Source organism: Allobosea sp. P4_H5 (assembly GCF_056400825.1).
The window spans coordinates 22,501-38,860 of sequence record NZ_JBFUKM010000009.1; the positions used below are offsets into that span (position 1 = coordinate 22,501).

Below are 16,360 nucleotides of genomic sequence, written 5' to 3' on the forward strand. Positions count from 1 at the left end.
CAGGGGCCGCAGCGTACTACTCTTCGCTTCAGATTGAGCGACGCGGTCGAGGATGCGAGCCATGGCCACCAAAACAGCCGGACAGGTCCATATCGGCATTGGCGGCTGGGTGTTCGAGCCTTGGCGTGGAACCTTCTACCCCGACAAGCTCTCGCAGAAGCGCGAGCTCGAATATGCCTCGAGCAAGCTGACGTCGATCGAGGTCAACGGCACCTATTACGGTTCGCAAAAGCCGGAGAGCTTTGCGAAATGGCGGGCGGAGACGCCTGACGGCTTCGTCTTCGCGCTGAAGGGCTCGCGCTTCTGCACCAATCGCCGCATTTTGGCCGAGGCCGGGCCTTCGGTCGAGAAGTTCGTGACCTCCGGCCTCAGCGAGCTCAAGGAAAAGCTCGGCCCGATCAACTGGCAATTCATGGCAACCAAGGCCTTCGACCCCGTCGATTTCGAGGCCTTCCTGAAGCTGCTGCCGAAGGAGGTCGACGGCATCAGGCTGCGCCATGCCGTGGAAGTGCGTCATCCGAGCTTCCGTTCGCCCGACTTCGTCGCACTGCTGCGGAAGTATGGCGTGGCGGCGATCACCGCCGGCGATTCCGATTTCCCGCAGGTCGCCGACGTGACGGCGCCCTTCGTCTATGCGCGGATCATGGGCACCAAGGAGGCGGAGGCGCAGGGCTATCCGGCCAAGCAGCTCGACGCCTGGGCTGGCCGCGCCAGGGACTGGGCCAAGGGGGGCGCGCCGGATGATCTGGAGCTGGTCGCGCCTGCGGCGGAGAAGACGCCACGCGACGTCTTTCTCTATGTCATCAGCGGCGACAAGGTCCGCAATCCCGCTGCGGCGATGGCGCTGATCGAGCGCGTGCGCGGCTGAGGCCTACTCCGCGGCCTGCGCCGCTGGCTCCTGGCAGACATCGACCCATTCTGCGCCGGTCAGCGCGGCCATGCGGTCGGGGCTGATGCACACCGCGGTCTGCGTCGAGCCGGCGGCCGGCACGACCTCGTCGAAGATCTTCAGCGAGATGTCGCAATAGACCGGCAGCGGCGTCGGTAGCCCGAACGGGCAGACGCCGCCGACCGGATGGCCGGTGATGGCGACGACCTCGTCAAGGTCGAGCATGCGCGGCTTGGCGCCGAAGGCGGCCTTGGTCTTCTTGTTGTCGAGGCGGGCATCGCCGCGTGTCACCAGCAGCACAACGCGCTCGCCAAGGCGGAAGGACAGGGTCTTGGCGATGCGGGCCGGCTCGACGCCGAAAGCCGCCGCCGCCAGCGTCACCGTGGCGCTGCTGCCGTCGGTTTCGAGGATCGCGATATCGGGGGCATGTTCGGCGAAGAAGGCGCGGACGGATTCAAGGCTCACGACACATTCCTTCCGAAGCGCCACCAGATCAGGGATGCCACCAGCGCCGGCACGCCGAAGACGACGAGCAGGATCGGGGCCTCCTGCAGGAAGCTGTAGCCGGCCCGGGTGATGCCGACGATCAGATTGATCACCGAGGCGGCGAACCACAGCGGAATGAACAGTTTCATCGCGAAGACGATCGGATGGCGCCCGCCCGTGTTCAGTCGCGGCGCGATCAGGAGCAGCACGCCGAGCAGGGCAAAGCCCGCGGCGATGACCTTGACGGTATGCATGTCACGGTTCCTTCGGACGCAGGGACAAGGTTTCCCAAGCTGCGACGAGAATGAGGATCGCGGTCGCGCCCATGCTGAACCCGAGCGGCGGCAAGCTGCCAGCCAGCGGCGTGAGCAGGGCGAGCAGGCCGAGCCCGACCAGATGAGACAATGGATGCCAGCCGGCGGTGACCTTCTTGAAGAACAGGTTGCCGAGGAGGTAGAGCGCCGGCCCGGCGATGATCGCGATCGCCGTTTTCATGTCGGTATGGCCGCCGGGATGGGCGAGCACGAATTCGTCGCCGACCGCAACCAGGATGATGCCGGCGACGAGCAGCAGGTGGATATAGGTATAGGCGATGCGGGCCAGCCGGCCGGGATCGTCGGAGCGCGCGATCTGCTCGCTGGCGCGCTCGGCACCGATGTTGAAATAGATCCACCACATCGCCACCGAGCTGACGAAACTGTTGGCGAAGGCGAGCACGATGACCGGCGTCATCGCCAGCTTGGCGAAGGTCGCGCCGGTGACGAGCACGGATTCGCCGAGCGCGATGATGACGAACAGAGCGCAGCGCTCGGAGAAATGGCCGCCCTCGATGGTCCAGTCGGCAGTGGTCGAACGGCCAAGGCCGGGGACATAGAAGCCGAGCGAGGGTGAGACGTATTCGAGGCCGAGCGCCAGCGCCCAGAAGGCGAAGCGACTGTTGCCCTCGGCGAGGCCGCCGGCGATCCAGAAGATGCCGGACAGGACGAGCCAGGCGGTGATGCGCTGGAAATTGCGGTAGTTTCCGGGGCTGTGCGGCTTCAGGCTCAGCATGGTGAAGAGCGAGCGGCCGATCTGCATCGCTGTATAGGCGCCGGCGAAGATCAGGCCCTTTTCGCCGAAGGCCTCGGGCAGCGAGGTCGAGAGCAGGAGCCCGCCGAACATCAGCGCGAACAGCATCAGCCGCACGGCGATATGGTCGGGATCGAGCCAGTTGGTCACCCAGCTCGTATAGATCCAGACCCACCAGACCGCGCCGAGCAGCAGCGCTGCCTGGGCGAGCCCGAGCGCCGAGAAGTGCTCGAGCAGCGTGTGCGAGATCTGGGTGATCGCGAAGACGAAGACCAAGTCGAAGAAGAGCTCGACGAAGCTGACCTTGTTGTGCGTGTGCTCCGCACGCGGGCGCAGCACATGTCGTCTAGCGCTGTTGCCGCTCATCCCGCCCCCACGCTCTCTATCCTGCGAAATCCTAGAGGTTGTCAGGAACCGCGGGCAAGGCTTGGATCAAGCCTCGTCATTCCGGCGCTCCGCTTCGCGGCTTGTCCGGAATGACGGAAAACTTAGCCAAGGTTCATAAAAGCGGCTTTGCCGGTCTCAGTGCCGGAAATGGCGATGGCCGGTGAAGACCATGGCGAGGCCGGCCTCGTCGGCCGCCTTGATCACCTCGTCGTCGCGCATCGAGCCGCCGGGCTGGATCACCGCGGTGGCGCCGGCCTCGGCCGCGGCGAGCAGGCCGTCGGCGAAGGGGAAGAAAGCGTCGGAGGCGACGACCGCGCCCTTGGCCAGGCTCTCCACCGCGCCGGCCGCCTTGGCGGCTTCACCGGCCTTCCAGGCGGCGATGCGCGAGGAATCGACGCGGCTCATCTGGCCGGCGCCGACGCCGACCGTGGCGAGGCCCTTGGCGTAGACGATCGCGTTCGACTTGACGTGCTTGGCGACGCGGAAAGCGAAGCGCAGATCGGCGAGCTCGGTTTCGCTCGGCTGGCGCTTGGTCACGACCTTGAGCTCCATGTCGTCGACGACGGCATTGTCGCGCGCCTGCGCCAGGAAGCCGCCGGCGACAGTGCGCAGGGAAAGGCCGGACTTGCGGACATCCGGCAGACCGCCGGTCAGCAACAGGCGCAGGTTCTTCTTGGCGGCGACGAGCGCGATCGCCTCCTCGTCGGCATCGGGGGCGATGATCACCTCGGTGAAGATCTCGACGATCTTCCTGGCGGCCTCCGCGTCGAGCTTGCGGTTCAGCGCGACGATGCCGCCGAAGGCCGAGACGGGGTCGCAGGCGAGGGCCCGCTCATAGGCCTCGAGCAGCGAGCCGCCTTCGGCGACGCCGCAGGGATTGGCATGCTTGACGATGACGCAGGCGGCGGTGCGGTTGGGATCGAACTCGGCGACGCATTCGAAGGCGGCGTCGGTGTCGTTGATGTTGTTGTAGGAGAGCTGCTTGCCCTGGACCTGGCGGGCGGTGGCGACGCCCGGACGCTGCTCCGGCGTGCGATAGAAGGCGGCCCATTGGTGCGGGTTCTCGCCATAGCGCATCGTCTCGGCGAGGCGGCCGCCCAGCGCCCGGAAGGCCGGCGAGGTATCGCCGAGCTCACCAGCGAACCAGTTCGAGATCGCGGCGTCATAGGCAGCGGTACGCGAATAGGCCTTCTGCGCCAGCTTGCGGCGCAAAGTCAGCGTGGTCGCGCCCTTGTGCGTCTCGAGATCGGCCAGCACGGCGGCATAGTCGGAGGCTTCGACCACGACGGCGACGTCGTTGTGGTTTTTGGCGGCGGCGCGGATCATCGCCGGGCCGCCGATATCGATGTTCTCGATGCAGTCGTCATAGGGCTTGCCGGCGGCGACCGTCGCCTCGAAGGGATAGAGGTTGACGACGAGCAGATCGATCGGCGCGATGCCGTGGCCGAGCATCGAGGCCTGGTGCTCGGGATGCGAGCGGACGGCGAGCAGGCCGCCATGGACCTTGGGATGCAGCGTCTTGACGCGGCCGTCCATCATCTCGGGGAAGCCGGTCAGGTCCGAGACGTCGGTGACGGCAAGGCCGGCCTCGGCGATCGCCTTGGCGGTGCCGCCGGTGGAGACCAGGGCGATGCCCAGGCGGGAGAGGGCGCGGGCGAAATCGATCAGCCCGGTCTTGTCGGAAACGGAAAGCAGCGCGCGTTCGACGCGGCGGAGTTCGTTCGGCATGGGAAAATCAGGTCCGGGTTGATGAGCGCGAAGCGCGGAATACTCGCGCGCGCCCTATCACGCCCGGGCTTTGCTGCAAAGCACAAGGCGCCGCAGCCTTGCCCTGCGGAGAGGTCAGAGCGGCAGGTCGGGCTCCGCTTCGGCCTGTTCCTGCCGGGCCTCTTCGGGTCTGGTCTTGCGTTGCGCCGGCGTGCCGAGGCGGGCGAAGCGCCAGATGACCTGTGGTGTCGCCACGGCGTCGAACTCGACGACGAGCTGCGCGGTCTTGTGGCGGCCATCGGCGGCGGCGAAGAAGATGCTTTCTTCCAGCCCGACCCGCAGGCCGGAGGCCTCGAAGGCCCAGATCTCGCCCGAAGGCAGTGCCAGCAACGCACCCTCGCCGTCGCGGATCAGACTTGGTTTGACGTTGGGGTGCAGATGGAAGCGCGCGGCGGCCGGCAGGCTCGCCAGCGCGGCCGGCGGGCTCAGCGCATCCTCGCCGACGAGCTCGCTGCCATTGCGGGACAACAGCAGGCGGCGGGTATGGACGGTGCCGAAAGCGCGCCGGTAGCCGTCATGGCTGCCGACCCATTCATGTCCGTCCTCGCCATCCTGGCGAGCGACGCGGACATCGACCGGGCCGGCGGTGATCCGCCGCTCCCCGAGCACCAGGCCGAAGACGGCGCTGGAGCGGTCGTTCAGCGTCACGGTCGAATGGGCGGCGGTGGCGCGGGCGGCGAGCTTGAGCTCGGACGTGCCGAAGCGGCTGGCGCCGCAATTGACCACGATGCGCTGCGAGCCCGTCGACAATTCAAAGGAGAGGCAGCCGGCATGGGCCTCGATCGAGTTGGCGCCGCGCGGCGGCGGCCCGGCCTCGACCACGACGATGCTGGTGCCGGCGCTGAGCCGGTCATAACCGGAATAGGCGGCGTGCTCGATCGGCCGGGCGCGGACATCGTCATAGGCGGCGAGCGTCGCCATCAGATCGGGCGGCGTCGCGTTCATGCCATTGAACAGAGCGAGCGCGCCGTCGCCATGCCGGAACAGCTTGAGATGCGGCATCATCCGGTCGATCCCCATGATGACGGCGCGGGGTGGTTCGAGCCCGCGCGCGGTGAAGGTCTCGCGCAGTGGCAGGAGATCGAGCAGGAGGTCGATCAGGATACGGGGATTGCGGCTGAGATGACCGCCATCCGGCAGGATCTGCTGCTCCAGCTCGTCGGAGAGTGCAATCTCATAGCGGCGCAGCCGTCGCTCCTGGCCGTCGAGACAGATAGCGGCGAAGCAGATTGCGATCAGGCATTGCAGCCGCGCCGCGCCTTCGACGGCGCCGGCGAGCGCGAGCTGGAGGCGCTCTGCCGTCTGCGCGACATGGCGGATGAAGCGCTCGTAGAAGGCGTGGTCGGCGCCTTCGAGCAGGAGCGGCGAATGCGACAGGAAAGACATCAGCCGGCGGGCGATCACGGCCGGGCGGCGGGCGATCTCGTCGCGATCATGCCGGCGGGTGATGAACTCGTCGACGAGGGCGCGGGCGTTGGCGCGGGCGATCGCGGTGTCGGCGGCCCGTAAGTGGCGCAGCCAGACGAAGCCGTTCAGCGCCTCGGACCAGGCTTCGCTCGGCGGCGCGACCAGGAAAGGCGATTCGCCATGGCAGTTCACGGTGCGGCCGGCGAGCGCGAAGTACCCGGCATAGATGTCGCTCGCCGTGGTCGGGTCGGCGGTGCGCAGGTCGTGCGGGGCGAAGAGCAGGCGGCTGGCGCGCAGGCGGCCGAACGGCCAGAGCGCGCGCTTGGCGCCGACGACCTGGCCGCGCGTGCGCCGCGCCGCCCTGCCGATGGCTGCCCGTGCCAGGCCTCCGCGCTCCGACCAGCCGTTCAATGAATCCCGCTGCCTCGCCGTCCCGCCGCCTCCCTGCGAAGGCGAATCCCCGATCGAGTCATGATCTTATCAGGCGACAAGCGTAAAATCCCGCCCATCCTGAGAGGCGCGGCGTCTCGCCGGCGAGCTGGTGCGGCAGCGTGCGCAAGTCGCCCTGCGCCGTCAGCGCCTCAACCTGGCCGCCGATCTCCGCCGGCTTGATCGCATCGCGCGCGAAGTCGGCGTTTCGCGCCAGGAAGGCCTCGATCTGCGCCTCGCCTTCCGCGCGTTCGAGCGAGCAGGTGCAGTAGATCAGGCGCCCGCCTGATTTGGTGAGCCGCGCCGCCTGGTCGAGCAGGCGCGCCTGCAGTGCTGCGAGCTTGGCGACATCCTCGGGCTGCTTCGCCCAGGCGACGTCGGGATGGCGGCGGATCGTGCCGGTTGCGCTGCAGGGTGCGTCGAGCAGGACGGCGTCGAAGGGCTCGGCCTCGAAGGTCGCGACATCGGCGGTGACGACCTCTGCGCTCAGCCCGAGCCGGTCGAGATTGGCGTTGAGCCGGCGCAGGCGCGGGCCGGAGCGATCGACGGCAACGACTTTTGCGCCCGATTGCGCGAGCTGCACGGTCTTGCCGCCGGGCGCGGCGCAAAGATCGGCAATGCGCTCGCCTGGCTGGACATTGAGGAGCCGGGCAGGAAGCGCGGCGGCGGCATCCTGCACCCACCATGCGCCCTCAGCGAAGCCTGGCAGGCCGGTGACCGCCTCGCGCCCGCGCAGGCGTACCGAGCCGGTCGGCAGGACGATGCCGTCGAGCTTGGCGGCCCAGCCGGCCGGATCGGATTTGACGGTCAGGTCGAGCGGCGGCTCCTCGGCATGAGCCGCGGCGATCGCCATCGCGACATCGGGGCCGTAAGTCTGCGTCCAGCTCTCGCGCAGCCAATCGGGCGTATCCGTGAGCGGTTCGAGATCGGCGAGAATCGCCTCGCGCTCCCGCGCCAGCCGTCGCAGCACGGCATTGCCGAGCGAGACGTAGCGAGAGGACCGGGCGTCTTCGTGTAGTTGGCGGATGGCGAGGTCGACCGCTGCGTGGTCGGGCACGTCGAGGAAGAGCAATTGCGCGGCAGCGGCGACCATGATCGGCTCGAACGGGCCGGATTTGCGCGGGCTGCCGCGTTCGAGGCGGGCGCCGACCACCTGGCGGATCGTGCCGAGGCGGCGGAAGGCGACGGTCGCGATCGCGCGCGCCAGCCCGGCATCGGCGGGCTCGAGCCCTGCCGTCGCTACCATCCGCTCGAAGGTTTCGTCGAGCGCGGTGCCGGCGCGCAGCACCTCGTCGATCAGCGTTGCGGCGAGGCGGCGCGCGGCGAGGCCGGGGGCATCGTCAGCCGGCGCGCGGTTTTCGTGAGGAGCTGCCATCTCAGCCCCAGGGCCCGGGCTCGCGGCCGCCGGCGAAGGGGTTCCGGCTCGCGCCGGCGCCCATGGCGCGCGCCTGCTCCATCAGTGCGGCGATGCGGTTGCCGGTATCGGGGTGGGTCGAGAACAATGAATCCATGCCGCGGCCTGAGAGCGGGTTGATGATGAACATATGCGCCGTAGCAGGCTTCGCCTCGGCCGTCTCGTTCGGGATGTGGGAAACGCCGCCGGCGATCTTGGCAAGCGCGTCGGCGAGCGCCACCGGATTGCCGCAGATCTCGGCGCCGATCCGGTCGGCCTCATATTCGCGCGAGCGCGAGATCGCCATCTGGACGATGGTCGCCGCCAGCGGGGCGAGGATCATCAGCGCGATCTGGACGATGGCGTTGGGACGGTTGTCGCGCGAGCCGAAGAACATGCCGAAGGAGGCAAGGGACGAGATCGCGCCGGCCATGGTGGCGCTGATCGTCATGGTCAGCGTGTCGTGATTCTTGATATGGGCGAGCTCATGCGCCATCACGCCGGCAAGCTCGTCATAGCTCAGCGTGCGGATGATGCCGGTCGTCGCGGCGACGGCGGCGTTCTGCGGATTGCGGCCGGTGGCGAAGGCGTTCGGCTGGTCTTCCTGGATGATATAGACGCGTGGCATCGGCATGCCCGCGCGTTGGGCGAGGCCCTGGACCATGCCGTAGAGCTCGGGCGCGGTCGCAGCATCGACCTGCTGGGCGTTGTAGGCGGCGAGCGCCAGCTTGTCCGAGTTCCAGTAGCTGAACAGATTGGTCGCGACCGCGATGCCGAGCGCGATCAGCATGCCGCCGGCGCCGGCGAGCAGATAGCCGACCACGCCGAACAGCGCGGTGAGCGCCGCCATCAGCATGCCGGTACGGACATAGTTCATGCAGGAACCCTTTCTTGCGGCGCCGCCCGGTGCGGAAAGGCTCGCCGGAACGCGGTTTCGTCCTTAGAGCCGGATGATCTCGGATGGAACCGCAAGGCGGTTGCATCTGAAGTCTGAATCCGTCTCTCATCAAAGAGTTAGAGCAGGATTACAGCGAAAAACCGGTTCCCACTTTTTCGCATCCTGCTCTATGTGGTGGGGGCGATGCCGATCCTGCAAGAGAATGGCCGATCATGAGCGCGCAGACGAAGATGGATGAAGCTGAGACCAACGCTCCGGCAAAGGCGTTGTCGCCGGCGGCGCAACGGGCGCTGGCGGAAGCGCAGGCGCGCCGCGCGGCGATCGACGCCAAGGCTGCCGAACTCAGGCAGCAGAGGGAGGTCGACGGCCGCGGCGGGCTCGAGCCGGTGCGCTATGACGACTGGGAAGTGAAGGGCATCGCCAGCGATTTTTGAGCTGGCGGATACGCGGCGCCCGAAGGCGCCGCGGAATGGAGTGCTGCTCAGGCCGCCCTGCTGCGCCGCGCCGGCACCGCCGCGTCCTGACCTTCCGTGGTCCGGAAGGTGCTGACGAAGCGATTGAGGCGCTCGATCTGATCGAGCAAGGCGCGCGCCGAAGCGGCGCTCTCCTCAGCCAAAGCGGCGTTGCTCTGGGTCATCTCGTCCATATGGCTGACGGTGCGCGCCATCTCGTCGATGCCGTTGGCCTGCTCGCCGGCGGCGGCGGCGATCTCGTTGACCGTGGCCGAGACCTGCATCGAGGCCTCGACGATCTTCTCCAGCGTCTCGCCGGCCTGCCGGACCAGGCGCACGCCCTCGACGACCTCGGTGTCGGAGGAGCCGATCAGGCCGGTGATGTCCTTGGCGGCTTCGGCCGAACGTTGCGCGAGGGCGCGCACCTCGGCGGCGACGACGGCAAAGCCACGCCCGGCATCGCCGGCGCGCGCAGCTTCGACCGCGGCGTTGAGCGCGAGCAGATTGGTCTGGAAGGCGATGCCGTCGATCACGCTGGTGATCTCGGAGATCTTCTTGGAGGCGCCCTCGATCCGCGCCATCGCCTCGATCGCGTCCTTGACGATCTCGCCGCCGGTGCGGGCCACGGCCGAGGCGTTGTCCGCCAGCGTCACCGACTGGCGCGAGGACTGCGCCGAGTTCTTGACCGAGGCGGTGAGCTCTTCGGTGGTCGCCGCGGTTTGCTGCAGGGCCGACGCCTGCTGCTCGGTGCGCGAGGACAGGTCGTTGGCGCCGCTGTTGATCTCCTGCGAGGAGGCGGCGATGGCAGAGGAGCTGGTCTTGATGCTCGCGACCATCTCGCCGAGCTTGGCCATGGCGTCGTTGAAGTGGTCGCGGATACTGGCGTATTCGGCCGGCATGTCGTCGGCCATGCGATGGGTCAAGTCGCCGCGGGCGAGAGCCGCCATGCCGTTGCTGACATAGCCGATCGCCTTGTCGCGCTCCTTGGCCTTGGCTTCCTCTACGGAACGGGCCTCGGCCTCGATCTTCAGCCGGGCGGCCTCCGAGGCTTCGAGATAGACCGAGATGGCATAGTCCATGTCGAGCAGGGCGGCCTTGACGATGGCGCCGATCTCGGCGCCGCGCTCGGCCGCGCCGGGGAACTTGCCGCCGAAACGGCTCTTCGGCCAGCGCTCCTCCAGCACCTTGGCGAGCAGGTTTTCGAGCAGCAGGGCATAGCCGCCGATATACCAGCGCGGCTCCAGTCCGATGCGGGCGTGGATCTCGCCGACGGTCGTGACGGCGCGGACATAATCCTGGTCGAACTGGCCCTTGGCGATGCGGTTCCAATGTGAGATCTGGCGGCTCTTTGCGCCGTCCATATGGGCGGTATTGCTGAAGAAGGCCCTGGTCTCCGGGAAGGCAGCGACCTGGGCGTAGAAGGCATCGAGCGCGCCGGGCAAAGCGCCGAGGATGCTCTTTTCCATCCCGGCGATGCGCCCGCGCGCCTCGTGATCGAGCTGCATGAAATCCAGCCGTCTGTCGAGCTGATCCCCTGACGACATGATGTGATCCCCCAATCACGATGCGTGACGCCCGTTGGCCACTTTGGAAACAGAACAAAGTATGGTTAAGAAACGGATAACGGTTGCTTAGTCGGCGTCATGCACGTTTTACGCGTTGCTTAGCGAGAGCCGTTGCCATCGATTGCGAGGCTCGTGTCGCAGCCCCCTGCCGTGACAGCCTGAATTCCGATCTGCCGCAAACCGCGCTAAGAGGGCGGCGCATGATGATTGGAACAGGCACGGCATGAGCAGCGACGGCAAGAGGATCGAGGCGCTGCGGCGGCTCCTGGCGGAAGCCCATCGAAAGCTCGGGCTCAAGCTCGGCTTCTCTCTCTGGGACGGCTCGCGCGTGCCGGCTGACTGGCCTGCAGACGGGCTGATGATCGCGCTTCGCGATGCCGGCGTCGTCGCGGCGCTGCTGCGCAAGCCCAAGCTCGATACGCTGCTGCACCTTTATATCGCCGATCGGATTTCGATCGAGAACGGCTCGATCTTTGATCTTGCCGCGGCGCGGCCCGACGGCAAGGTTGGCCGGCTGGCGCGCGGCATCTCCAAGGCGGCGGTGTTCAACGTGGTCCGGCGCTTCATCTTTGCGCCGGGACAGGCGCAGGCGGCGGTGACCCACCGGCGCGGCGACGAGATCGCCCGAGATGGCGACCCGGCGACCAACAAGGCCAATGTCGCCTATCACTACGACGTCTCGAACGCGTTCTATCGGCTCTTCCTCGACGAGGAGATGGTCTACACCTGCGCCTACTTCACCGAAGACCATGGCGATATTGGCCGCGCCCAGCGCGACAAGCTCGACATGATCTGCCGCAAGCTGCGGCTGAAGCCGGGTGACAAGCTGCTCGACATCGGCTGCGGCTGGGGCGCCCTCATCTGCCATGCCGCGCAGCATTACGGCGTCGAGGCGCATGGCGTGACCCTGGCCGAGGAGCAGCTGAAGTTCGCGCGGGAGAAGGTCGAACGGCTTGGGCTCTCAGGCAAGGTCACGCTGCATCTCAAGGATTTCACCCAGATGGAAGGGGAGTTCGACAAGATCTCCTCGATCGGCATGTTCGAGCAGGTCGGCATCCGCAACCACCCGACTTACTTCCAGGCGGTGAACCGGCTGCTCAAGCCGCGCGGCCTGTACCTGCACCATACGATTTCGCGGCGCGCCAAGAAGACCGAGAAGGCCTTCAACAGGATGCCGGCCGAGTATCGCGCTCTGGTGCGCTACATCTTCCCCGGCGGCGAGCTCGACCATCTGGGCATGTCGATCGCCAATCTCGAGCGCCATGGCTTCGAGGTCCATGACGTCGAAGGCTGGCGCGAGCACTATCAGCGCACGACCCGGCTGTGGTGGGAGAAGCTGAATGCCAACAAGGCGCAGGCCGAGGCCGAGATCGGCCCGGAGCGGACGCGGATGTGGCTGATCTATCTCGCCGGGTGCTCGCTCGCCTTCGAGCGCGGCGGGGCGCTGGTCAACCAGACGCTGGTCTCGAAGCGGCGCAAGGGCCCGTCCGGCCTGCCGCTGACGCGGGTCGATCTCTATCGCTGAGCGCGGTTACGACAGGCGCAGTGCGAGCGGCCGAGCGCTGAAGGTCACGGCGCCTGTGCCCGCTTCGGCGCGGGCATAGTGCAGGGCATCGTCCCGGCTGCGGAAATACCCGCCGCCGCGTCCATGGGTCTCTACCGCGATCCAATGGCCCTCGCGGTCGCGCCCGATCTTGAAATGCGGGCGGGTGGCTGAGGCGGCGGCGGTCGGCATGGCCGCCTCAAAAGAAGCCGATCGTGGCGCCGAAGGCGAGGCCCGCACCGAAGACGATCATCGAGGCGAAGCTGGCTTCGGCGACGGCGAAGAGCGTCTGGGCGTGGCCGGAGAGGACGGAGCGGGACAGCGTGAACATCGAAACCCCCAAGGGTGGAGCGTTGATGTCCCGGTCTTGCGGCGCTCTGCGCAGTTTTCGCGGCAGGCTGTGAAAATGCGAATGGCGCCCGAAGGGGCGCCATCAGGTCAGGCCAGGCTGTCAGACCTATTTCTTCACGAAGGCGTCGAGCTTGCCGTAATGTTCGGCCAGCAGATAGTAGAAGGTCAGGCGCGACTTGGTCTTGTCGGCCTTCATGTGATCGCAGGTCGCCTTGATGGAGGCGTCGAGGTCGGCGCTCTTCAAGCCCAGCTTCTTCTTCAGGAAATTCTCGCGGACGCGGTCGAGTTCTGCGGGGTCGGAGCAGGCGACATAGCGGGTGTCGGGCTTGCTCATCACCAATGCATAGGACTTGCTCATGCCGGCAAAGGCGGCCTCGTTGACAGGCTTCTTGGCGAACTTCTTGACGTCGGCGAGATGATCCATCGAGTACCCCTCTGAAGACACATCGGTTCGAAGGCGCGCTGGACTCAGCGTTACGCCTTCGGAAACGATATCCGGCTTTTTTGTCGCAGGCGAGAGGAGGGGTTCGGGAAAATCCCGTCGATCGCCCGGTGTTTTCGTATTGCATGTGCGAGATGGCCGATCGGCGCCAGGGGTTGTTGAAGCAGGGGGCGGCAAGTGCTGCGATGCAGCAATCGACCCGGGGACCTTTCAGCCATGAAGCCAACGATCCTGATGGCCCCGCGCATGCCGGCCCGCCTGGTGGCGCACTTGCAGGAACAGTACGAGGTGCTCGGGCCGATGAGCCATCCCGGGCCGGAGGCATTGCCATCCGGAGCGGAGGCTGCGCGCGTGCTCCTGACAGTCGGAACCTGGAAAACGGACGCGGCCCTGATCGAGGCCCTGCCCAATCTCGGCCTCATTGCTTGCTACGGCACGGGCAATGAAGGCGTCGAGCGGGCCGCTGCCAAGGCGCGCGGCATTCTGGTCAGCAACGCGGCCGATGCCAATGCGACGAGTGTCGCCGAGTTCGCCATGGCGCTGATGCTGGCGAGCGCCCGGCAGATCGGAGCTGCCGAACGCTTCGTGCGGGCCGGCCGCTGGCAGGGCAATGCGATCGAGCGCATGGCAACGGTGCCGGGCCTGGCTGGCCGCAAACTGGGCATTTTCGGGCTTGGCGCCATCGGTCAGCGCATTGCGGCGCGCGCTGCCGCTTTCGACATGACGATCGGCTATCATAACCGTTCGCCGCGTCCGGAGTTGCCCTATCAATATCACGCCAGCCTGCTCGGACTCGCAGAGTGGGCCGATATCCTGATGGTTTCGGTCCGTGCGAGCGGCGAGACACGGCATGCGATCGATGCGCAGATCCTGCTCGCGCTCGGTCCAGGAGGCCATCTTATCAACATATCGCGCGGCATCGCGGTCGACGAGGCCGCGCTGATCGAGGCGCTGGAAAACGGAACAATCGCGGGCGCGGGGCTCGATGTCTACGAGCACGAGCCCGCTATTCCGGACCGGCTCAAAGCGCTCGAGAATGTCGTGCTGACGCCGCATATCGCCGCCAACGCGGAATCGGCCCAGGTCGCGCAGCAAGAGCTGCTGCTCGCCAATCTGGAAGCATTCTTCGCCGGCCGGCCGCTGCTGTCGCCGGTTGCGATCTAGGCGCTCGCGCCAGCCGTCAGGGCGTCACGACGACGGGCGTCCCCATGCGGACTCGGGCGTAGAGATCGATGACGTCGCTGTTGTGCATCCGGAAGCAGCCATAGGAGGCGGCGGTGCCGACCGAGCGCGGGTTGTTGGTGCCATGGATGGCGTATTGGCCACCGGGGCCGAGACCGATGACGCGTGCGCCCATCGGGTTGTTGGACGCGCCGCCCGGGATCACGTCCGGCAGGCGCGGATTGTCGCGCTTGACCTCGGCCGGCGGGCTCCAGGCCGGATCGACCTGGAGCTCCTCGACATATTTGACGCCCCGCCACTGCTTGCCGGCCTTGCCGACGGCGATGGTGTAGCGCAGCGCCTGGCCGGGCGCGGCGATGTAGTAGAGCTTGCGCTCGGCGGTGCGGATCAGGATCGTGCCGGGCTGGTAACGATAGTCAGGGAAGTCGACGACCTCGCGTGCCTGGGCGGGACGCACCGCCAGCAGCATCAGCAGCGAGAGCGCCGCTGCGACGATGAAATCGATCGGTCCGTGCCGGCCCGCCATGGCCTTCTCCCTGCGCAGCTGAGTACTTCGGGAGCGGATTTGGACGGGCTGCCGGTGAATCGACGGTTCAGCAGCATGGTGAACCCTCGATTCAGCATGAATCCGGGCTTAATCCCGTGCCAGGCGAATGCCTGCCGCAGGTCGGCGCTCAGGCCTTCTCGACAACGAGCGTCGCGCCATCGACCCGCACGACGCGGATTTCGGTGCCGGCGAGCAGTTCGGGGCCGGTGACGCGCCAGGAGGAATCGCCGATGCGGATGCGGCCTTCGCCGCCGGTCATCGTCGCCTCCAGCCTGAAGACCTTGCCGATCAGCTGGCGGCCGCGATCATTCAGGCCGCTCGCGGTGTCAGGCTCGTCGCTGCGGTGGCGCGTGATGGCGCGACCGATGACGACGGAGGCGACGGCGAGGCCTGCGAAGACCAGCCAGGCGCCTTGCCAGGCGAGGCCGGTCAGCCCGACCACGGCGCCGGTCAACAGCGCGGCGAGCCCGAGCCAGAGCAGGAAGACGCCGGGTGCCAGCATCTCGCCACCGACCATGACGAGCCCGAGGACGATCCAGCCCCAGCCGCCGAAGGAGGCAAACCAGTCGAGCATGCTCAGCCCTCCGTGCGGCCTGCCGCCGGGACGGAGCCGGAGCGCCGGTTCGCCACCGCATCCTCGCCGAACACGGCCCTGGTCAGCTGGGCAATGCCGCCGACGGTGCCAGCAAGCGCCGCAGCTTCAATCGGCACGATCACCACCTTGCTGTTATGGGCGCTCGCGATCGCCTTCAGCGCCTCGGTATAGCGCTCGGCGATCAGAAAGTTCGCGGCCTGGATGTCGCCCCGGCTGATCGCCTCGCTGACCATGGCGGTCGCGGCTGCCTCGGCCTGGGCCGAGCGCTCGCGCGCCTCTGCGTCGCGGAAGGCCGCTTCCTTGCGGCCTTCGGCCGCGAGGATCTGCGATTGCTTCTGCCCTTCCGCCTTGAGGATCTCGGCCTGGCGCTGACCTTCGGCCTCGAGCACGGCGGCGCGCTTCTCGCGCTCGGCCTTCATCTGCCGGTTCATCGCGCCGGCGATGTCGGCCGGCGGCAGGATGTCCCTGATCTCGATGCGGGTGACCTTGACGCCCCAGGGCGAGGCGGCGGCGTCCATCACCCGCAGCAGCCGCTCATTGATCTCGTCACGATGCGAGAGCAACTGGTCGAGGTCCATCGAGCCGACCACGGTGCGGATATTGGTCATGGTCAGGACCATCAGCGCCTGGCCGAGATGGGAGACCTCGTAGCAGGCCTTGGCGGCGTCGAGCACCTGGTAGAAGGCGGCGGCGTCGATGCGCACGCCGGCATTGTCCTTGGTGATCGCTTCCTGCGAGGGAATGTCGAGCACCTGCTCCATCACATTCACCTTGTGGCCGATGCGCTCGATATAGGGGATGATCAGCCCGAGGCCCGCCCCCAGCGTGCGCGAATAGCGGCCGAAGCGCTCGACCGTATAATTGAAGCCCTGCGGGATGGTGCGGACCCCGAGCGCGATCGTCAGGATGACCAGTGCGACCAGTGCGACGACGACGATGTCGAAGCCAGTGGGATTCAT

18 protein-coding genes are annotated in these 16,360 nt (G+C 67.1%); 4 read left to right on the forward strand and 14 right to left on the reverse strand.

What is annotated here, in order from left to right:
* Window positions 1-61 precede the first annotated feature (61 nt).
* A complete protein-coding gene (locus AC1DS0_RS18925) occupies window positions 62-868 on the forward strand; it encodes a DUF72 domain-containing protein (protein ID WP_476815831.1) in 807 nt (268 codons plus the stop codon).
* Between the two features lie 3 nt (window positions 869-871).
* Here AC1DS0_RS18925 and AC1DS0_RS18930 read toward each other — a convergent pair whose 3' ends face one another.
* The 7 genes from AC1DS0_RS18930 to htpX all read right to left on the reverse strand — a co-directional run bounded on the left by AC1DS0_RS18930 (window position 872) and on the right by htpX (window position 8,703).
* The gene (locus AC1DS0_RS18930) at window positions 872-1,354 is read right to left on the reverse strand and encodes a YbaK/EbsC family protein (protein WP_476815832.1); all 483 of its coding nucleotides are present in this window, start codon (window positions 1,352-1,354) and stop codon (window positions 872-874) included.
* Window positions 1,351-1,629 carry a hypothetical protein gene (locus AC1DS0_RS18935; RefSeq protein ID WP_152015011.1) on the reverse strand — a complete coding sequence of 93 codons (279 nt, stop codon included), beginning with the start codon at window positions 1,627-1,629 and terminating at the stop codon, window positions 1,351-1,353. Before AC1DS0_RS18935 ends, AC1DS0_RS18930 begins: the two co-directional genes overlap by 4 nt.
* Window position 1,630: 1 nt before the next feature.
* Complete coding sequence (locus tag AC1DS0_RS18940; protein WP_476815833.1) at window positions 1,631-2,809, reverse strand: low temperature requirement protein A; 1,179 nt, start codon at window positions 2,807-2,809, stop codon at window positions 1,631-1,633.
* Window positions 2,810-2,965: 156 nt separating this feature from the next.
* A complete protein-coding gene (gene purH, locus AC1DS0_RS18945; RefSeq protein WP_476815834.1) occupies window positions 2,966-4,558 on the reverse strand; it encodes a bifunctional phosphoribosylaminoimidazolecarboxamide formyltransferase/IMP cyclohydrolase in 1,593 nt (530 codons plus the stop codon).
* A 114-nt stretch (window positions 4,559-4,672) separates the two neighbouring features.
* Window positions 4,673-6,415, reverse strand: coding sequence for a heparinase II/III family protein (locus AC1DS0_RS18950; protein ID WP_476815835.1), 1,743 nt, complete (start codon window positions 6,413-6,415; stop codon window positions 4,673-4,675).
* 58 nt (window positions 6,416-6,473) lie between these two features.
* Window positions 6,474-7,808: an RsmB/NOP family class I SAM-dependent RNA methyltransferase gene (locus tag AC1DS0_RS18955; RefSeq protein ID WP_476815836.1), complete on the reverse strand. Its 1,335-nt coding sequence runs from the start codon at window positions 7,806-7,808 to the stop codon at window positions 6,474-6,476.
* 1 nt (window position 7,809) lies between these two features.
* Entirely contained in the window at window positions 7,810-8,703 is an 894-nt protein-coding gene (htpX, locus tag AC1DS0_RS18960; protein ID WP_476815837.1) for a zinc metalloprotease HtpX, read from the reverse strand.
* Between the two features lie 233 nt (window positions 8,704-8,936).
* On the opposite strand from htpX, the gene AC1DS0_RS18965 reads away from it, so the two are divergent.
* Window positions 8,937-9,158 (forward strand): DUF1674 domain-containing protein, encoded by a 222-nt coding sequence (locus AC1DS0_RS18965; RefSeq protein ID WP_476815838.1) that lies wholly within the window; start codon window positions 8,937-8,939, stop codon window positions 9,156-9,158.
* A 47-nt stretch (window positions 9,159-9,205) separates the two neighbouring features.
* Here AC1DS0_RS18965 and AC1DS0_RS18970 read toward each other — a convergent pair whose 3' ends face one another.
* Window positions 9,206-10,720, reverse strand: coding sequence for a methyl-accepting chemotaxis protein (locus AC1DS0_RS18970; protein ID WP_476815839.1), 1,515 nt, complete (start codon window positions 10,718-10,720; stop codon window positions 9,206-9,208).
* A gap of 244 nt (window positions 10,721-10,964) precedes the next feature.
* Here AC1DS0_RS18970 and AC1DS0_RS18975 point away from each other — a divergent pair, with 244 nt between their 5' ends.
* Window positions 10,965-12,266, forward strand: coding sequence for a class I SAM-dependent methyltransferase (locus tag AC1DS0_RS18975; RefSeq protein ID WP_476815840.1), 1,302 nt, complete (start codon window positions 10,965-10,967; stop codon window positions 12,264-12,266).
* A gap of 6 nt (window positions 12,267-12,272) precedes the next feature.
* Here AC1DS0_RS18975 and AC1DS0_RS18980 read toward each other — a convergent pair whose 3' ends face one another.
* The 3 genes from AC1DS0_RS18980 to AC1DS0_RS18990 all read right to left on the reverse strand — a co-directional run bounded on the left by AC1DS0_RS18980 (window position 12,273) and on the right by AC1DS0_RS18990 (window position 13,059).
* Entirely contained in the window at window positions 12,273-12,476 is a 204-nt protein-coding gene (locus AC1DS0_RS18980) for a hypothetical protein (RefSeq protein ID WP_476815841.1), read from the reverse strand.
* Window positions 12,477-12,483: 7 nt separating this feature from the next.
* A complete protein-coding gene (locus AC1DS0_RS18985; RefSeq protein ID WP_476815842.1) occupies window positions 12,484-12,615 on the reverse strand; it encodes a hypothetical protein in 132 nt (43 codons plus the stop codon).
* Window positions 12,616-12,741: 126 nt separating this feature from the next.
* The gene (locus tag AC1DS0_RS18990) at window positions 12,742-13,059 is read right to left on the reverse strand and encodes a DUF2853 family protein (RefSeq protein ID WP_152015020.1); all 318 of its coding nucleotides are present in this window, start codon (window positions 13,057-13,059) and stop codon (window positions 12,742-12,744) included.
* Between the two features lie 234 nt (window positions 13,060-13,293).
* On the opposite strand from AC1DS0_RS18990, the gene AC1DS0_RS18995 reads away from it, so the two are divergent.
* A complete protein-coding gene (locus AC1DS0_RS18995; protein ID WP_476815843.1) occupies window positions 13,294-14,241 on the forward strand; it encodes a 2-hydroxyacid dehydrogenase in 948 nt (315 codons plus the stop codon).
* A gap of 16 nt (window positions 14,242-14,257) precedes the next feature.
* Here AC1DS0_RS18995 and AC1DS0_RS19000 read toward each other — a convergent pair whose 3' ends face one another.
* From AC1DS0_RS19000 to AC1DS0_RS19010, 3 genes are all read right to left on the reverse strand, one after another.
* Window positions 14,258-14,785, reverse strand: a complete 528-nt coding sequence (locus tag AC1DS0_RS19000; protein WP_476815844.1) for a L,D-transpeptidase — start codon at window positions 14,783-14,785, stop codon at window positions 14,258-14,260.
* Between the two features lie 148 nt (window positions 14,786-14,933).
* Window positions 14,934-15,380 carry an NfeD family protein gene (locus tag AC1DS0_RS19005; protein WP_476815845.1) on the reverse strand — a complete coding sequence of 149 codons (447 nt, stop codon included), beginning with the start codon at window positions 15,378-15,380 and terminating at the stop codon, window positions 14,934-14,936.
* A 2-nt stretch (window positions 15,381-15,382) separates the two neighbouring features.
* Window positions 15,383-16,360 carry an SPFH domain-containing protein gene (locus AC1DS0_RS19010; RefSeq protein WP_476815846.1) on the reverse strand — a complete coding sequence of 326 codons (978 nt, stop codon included), beginning with the start codon at window positions 16,358-16,360 and terminating at the stop codon, window positions 15,383-15,385.

Excerpts from the sequence above, each read along its gene's own strand:
- AC1DS0_RS18970 (WP_476815839.1), bottom strand. The coding sequence starts at position 10,720 with ATGTCGTCAGGGGATCAGCTCGACAGACGGCTGGATTTCATGCAGCTC.
- htpX (WP_476815837.1), bottom strand. The coding sequence starts at position 8,703 with ATGAACTATGTCCGTACCGGCATGCTGATGGCGGCGCTCACCGCGCTG.
- AC1DS0_RS19000 (WP_476815844.1), bottom strand. The coding sequence starts at position 14,785 with ATGGCGGGCCGGCACGGACCGATCGATTTCATCGTCGCAGCGGCGCTC.
- AC1DS0_RS18940 (WP_476815833.1), bottom strand. The coding sequence starts at position 2,809 with ATGAGCGGCAACAGCGCTAGACGACATGTGCTGCGCCCGCGTGCGGAG.
- AC1DS0_RS18965 (WP_476815838.1), top strand. The coding sequence starts at position 8,937 with ATGAGCGCGCAGACGAAGATGGATGAAGCTGAGACCAACGCTCCGGCA.
- AC1DS0_RS18935 (WP_152015011.1), bottom strand. The coding sequence starts at position 1,629 with ATGCATACCGTCAAGGTCATCGCCGCGGGCTTTGCCCTGCTCGGCGTG.
- AC1DS0_RS19010 (WP_476815846.1), bottom strand. The coding sequence starts at position 16,360 with ATGAATCCCACTGGCTTCGACATCGTCGTCGTCGCACTGGTCGCACTG.
- AC1DS0_RS18985 (WP_476815842.1), bottom strand. The coding sequence starts at position 12,615 with ATGTTCACGCTGTCCCGCTCCGTCCTCTCCGGCCACGCCCAGACGCTC.
- AC1DS0_RS19005 (WP_476815845.1), bottom strand. The coding sequence starts at position 15,380 with ATGCTCGACTGGTTTGCCTCCTTCGGCGGCTGGGGCTGGATCGTCCTC.
- AC1DS0_RS18975 (WP_476815840.1), top strand. The coding sequence starts at position 10,965 with ATGAGCAGCGACGGCAAGAGGATCGAGGCGCTGCGGCGGCTCCTGGCG.
- AC1DS0_RS18925 (WP_476815831.1), top strand. The coding sequence starts at position 62 with ATGGCCACCAAAACAGCCGGACAGGTCCATATCGGCATTGGCGGCTGG.
- AC1DS0_RS18990 (WP_152015020.1), bottom strand. The coding sequence starts at position 13,059 with ATGGATCATCTCGCCGACGTCAAGAAGTTCGCCAAGAAGCCTGTCAAC.
- AC1DS0_RS18955 (WP_476815836.1), bottom strand. The coding sequence starts at position 7,808 with ATGGCAGCTCCTCACGAAAACCGCGCGCCGGCTGACGATGCCCCCGGC.
- purH (WP_476815834.1), bottom strand. The coding sequence starts at position 4,558 with ATGCCGAACGAACTCCGCCGCGTCGAACGCGCGCTGCTTTCCGTTTCC.
- AC1DS0_RS18995 (WP_476815843.1), top strand. The coding sequence starts at position 13,294 with ATGAAGCCAACGATCCTGATGGCCCCGCGCATGCCGGCCCGCCTGGTG.
- AC1DS0_RS18980 (WP_476815841.1), bottom strand. The coding sequence starts at position 12,476 with ATGCCGACCGCCGCCGCCTCAGCCACCCGCCCGCATTTCAAGATCGGG.